Source organism: Comamonas suwonensis, assembly GCF_012844455.2.
GTDB lineage: Bacteria > Pseudomonadota > Gammaproteobacteria > Burkholderiales > Burkholderiaceae_C > Comamonas > Comamonas suwonensis.
On the sequence record NZ_JABBCQ020000043.1, the window covers coordinates 1 to 3,870 of the forward strand.

At 59.0% G+C, this 3,870-nt stretch carries 2 protein-coding genes; both read right to left on the reverse strand.

All coding sequences use genetic code 11. The features are described from left to right. Positions 1-1,420 (reverse strand): hypothetical protein (locus HF327_RS21705; RefSeq protein ID WP_198462424.1); only part of this gene is annotated, 1,420 nt, incomplete at its 3' end. Between the two features lie 597 nt (positions 1,421-2,017). Next, entirely contained in the window at positions 2,018-3,307 is a 1,290-nt protein-coding gene (locus tag HF327_RS21710; protein WP_232096895.1) for a PDDEXK-like family protein, read from the reverse strand. Between the last annotated feature and the right edge of the window lie 563 nt (positions 3,308-3,870).

Sequence of the window (3,870 nt, forward strand, 5' to 3'; positions counted from 1 at the left end):
CCCAGTCACATGTCATGAAGTCCAAGACTGCCTCTGCAGATCGTGAAGTGCCGCTCGGATGCTCTGCCGTAGCCGTCCAAGGCTTAATACGCTCAACTTTGGCTGCTCTATCCGACCATGTGAGAGGAAAGCGATTTTGCATGTCTAGCTGAAGCAAACCACCAAATGCCAGCCGCCCCAAAGCGAGAAAAGAATCTCCGGTCTCGGAAAGGGACTGCTGATATGGCAGGAGGTAGTCTTCAATGAAAAAGGCTGTCATCAGTTCAGTTGCTATCAGCACATGAAAGATCACCGCAGATGAGCCAGTGTCTGTTCGGAGCTGCTCGGCCATGCCATAGACTTCTTGCAAGCGAAGCCATGTGCCCATCGCCTTGGCCAGAGCCTGAAGATTGGCTTCAAGGTTTGCAGGGTTTACACGGGCTAGCAGATCAGGAGCGTCCAGGAGGGCATCCATGCCCCGGTACAACCAGTACTGTTGCAAAAGGTCGAACTTCTTGCCATCTCGACGCCACGCCGCTATGGCATCGGCATCCACCTCGACGATCTCAAGGTGATCTCCACATCGTTCAAACCGAATGGAGTCATCGTAGCTGAAGGCATCAGCAGATCTATGCGCAAATGCGTTCAACTCGACCTGTGCGCCAAGCAATGCAAGAAACGCCTGATAACAATCGTGTCGCGGCCTTTCCGCAGACGGGAATAGAAATGGAATCAGATGCTGCCTCAATGATGAAGCGATTGATGTTTCGGTCAACTGCAGGTCCACCTCATCGCAGTTGGCGAGTTTCCAGGCCAATATGTCGTCGATTGCCTCCCATGCTTCCTCAGTATCAGGAGGTTTCGAGGGCACTCTGCCATCAAGCATATTTGGTATTTGGTGCTCAAAGGCGAAAAGGCTGGCATAGATCAGCAAATCAACAGGAGCGAGCTCATGCAAGAGGCTGCGCAGACGCACCACTTCATCAAGCCGTGCCTGATGGGCTTCGCGGAGTATGAGAAACACGCGCTTCAACTCAGCGAGCTCCTCATGCTGATCTGCTGCCAACTCGTTGATCTCCAACCAACGCGAAGAATCCTGTCGCATCACGAGGCCAGAATGGCGGGCAGCCCACAAAAGCGTATCGGGAGCGATGGCGGCAACCCGCGCCACGAGGGCCGGACACGCAACCCGATCCTGTCCCAAGTACTGCGCTAGAGCTAAGCGAATGGGCTCTTGGTTCCAAACATCAGCGGGTAGATCTTTCAGAAACTCGGAGCTCCAGAAGGCTGCGTGTCGATCTCTGCCACTCCACTTTTTCCTACCCTGCCCCATCGGCTTTCCGTCAAGAAATGCCATCGCTGCTTCGTCCGCTGCTGCTGAGATCGTCCACTTTTTTTCGCGGCCTGCTGAGAACAATGTGTCGTAGTAGTGCTCGTTCATCACCTAATGCTATCGTGGCCGATATCGCGGCAGGGGATCACTGCAAATCCATCCTAAACAGACATTGGACTGCTTTGCCCATGCGCAGATTTCGGCAGAAGCCTGCGATCAATGACTGCTCTGAGTATCAACAGTCATTGGCATTTCTGAGTCGAGCGACTACAACCAGCCTGAAGCAGCCACCTGACCGAATGCCTTTAAGACTGTTTCTGGCCGACTGGCGACGGCCTGCATCCATTGAATGCCCATTCAAAACCGGACGCTCAAGGGGCTGCCGCGAAGGTCAGCTTTGCGGCGCGGTACTCCCCAGTAGCTAGGCCAGCCTTCGGGCAGGAGCGGACGAACGGGAACGCCCGCTTTAAGAGCAGGCGCATCCACACCGAGGAGCTATGTGCCCGATAAGTTGCAGCAGGCCGTGTAGCCCGTCGGCAGTCAGTTGCCCCGGCTCCGGTCCGGTCGGCGTTCTTCAGAGGGCTGACCGAGCCAAGCGGCCTTAATTAGCCCAGTGGGCCTTGGGCCCAGCACCCGCTCCGGACCGCAGCGGGTGCCATGGGGGAGTGCAACCGTGAAGAGCAGGTGGAGAGGAGGACTTGAGAGTCACCTTGGGGCTGTCTGGTCCAATCTCCTGCTGACGTCGCTTACGGCGCTGGCGAGCTCGGGTAAGGTCATGTTCTTCCCAAGGCTGACGCGACGCCATAGGCTGCCGCTGCGCTGCCCGAACTTGCGGTCAAAGCCTATGAGCCGGATCCGCAGGCGTTCCGCCTCATCTTCGCTCCGGGCCCATCGAGAGCTCCACACCAGCCAGGCGTCGTAACGTGTCTTCCCCTCATCGCTGAAGCAAACGCTTACGTACACCGGCCACCAGTCTTCGCCTTCGTACTGCTCCCACCCTGCGAGGCAGATGTTGAGCCAGGCCCTCGCGTGACGAATGTTGTCGTCAGGCAAGTCGGGTAAACTGCCATGAAGCGCCGCCTTCACCGACGCCATGCCCTTCGTCTCCCGCAGCAATGAAGCAACGCTCTTGTTCTGCAGCAGGAAGAGATGAGCTGCCGTGGGGTGGCGGCTGGTCAGCCACTCCCGCTCAATACGGCCATGCGAGAACTCCAGCAGGCGCTTCACTGCCTGGGGATAGGCGTGGTGCAGAGCCACTGCCAGTTCAGTGCATTGTTCGCTCTCGGGGCTCGACCAGTCGGTCTGGCGGTTGCAATAGCTCACTACGAGTCGGGCCGAAGCATTGCCACGGCCTACGTGCTGCAACGCCCGGGCGGCGGATGTCTTGAGCCAGTCGTACCCCAGGTGGAGCCACGCATCCTCGCGGGGGCGACCACCGTCGTCGTCGACGTCGTATTCGCGATCGAGGGCAAGGTAGATCGGGGCGTACTCCTTGAGGTGCGGGTTCCCGGCAACCAACTCCAGGTACTTGTCGCGGTAGTCGGTCAGCTGTCTGTCGTTGTGGGTGGCCCCTGCCTTGTTCTCGAGCAGGAGGATGAACTTGTTCTGGGGATCGATAACGAATAGATCTACGCGCTCGGACGCCTTCAGCCCGAGTTCACGGGCTGTGAACGCGGCGTTGAAGCCAGTGGTCCGCAAGCGCGATGGCGGCCAGTTGCCGAAGAAGCGGGCGGTCGTTCCACGACCGTCGAGGCCGCTCTCCCCCGACGCGCACCGCACAGATGCGGCCACTAGAAGATCGCGCAGTATCTGGTCGCCCTGGCCATGCCCTTCACGTGGGTCGAGCAGCCACGCGAGGATGTCCGAGTGCTGGTTCTCGGAGAGGGAGATAACGTCCAGCACCTCGTCGCCGGTCTTCTGCAGCTCGCACAACTGCACAAGGCGGTCGTCCGCCATCAGGCGCTCGAGGGCCTGCTCCGCATCGATCTCCGACATGACTACTCCCTCCTGCTTCTTTCGTTCGGGCGAGGTGGCAACCACTGGAGGGCCGTCACCTCGCGGCTGCATCATGTCATGATCTTAGCGCGTCGATCTTGCCTCCCCTGTTCAAATGGAGCTATCCACGGTCGGGAGGGTTGGTTACGACACTGTCGATCGTGTCGAAGGTTGAGCGTCCTCTTTCCGACTGCACAGTCCCGCCTCCGAACGACCGAGAGGGGTCGATCGCTGGCGGACACGAAGGACTGCTGATGGGTACCCTCGGTGTATCGCGCTGCCCCATCAAGTCTGCCATCCGGCGACGGACCGCTCATACAGCCAGAAGCAGTCCCTTGCGGGAACATCTCCAAAGACTGCTTCTGGCCGGTTGCGTCTGTCGCCGTTCGACCCATTGCGGTCGCTGGCACGAACGCTAGCCAGCGTCTGCTCTAGGCGGGAGCGGTCACTCGACACCGGGCAATCTGGACGAAGATTGGCCGCAAGTTTACATGCCGGTAGCGGTCGTTGGCGAGGGCCTGCGAACGACTCATTGCTGCCATCCATGCTGCGGCTTCAGATGT

What these genes read in the sequence shown, in the direction of transcription:
- HF327_RS21710 (WP_232096895.1), bottom strand. Translation starts at nt 3,307, where the DNA reads ATGTCGGAGATCGATGCGGAGCAGGCCCTCGAGCGCCTGATGGCGGAC.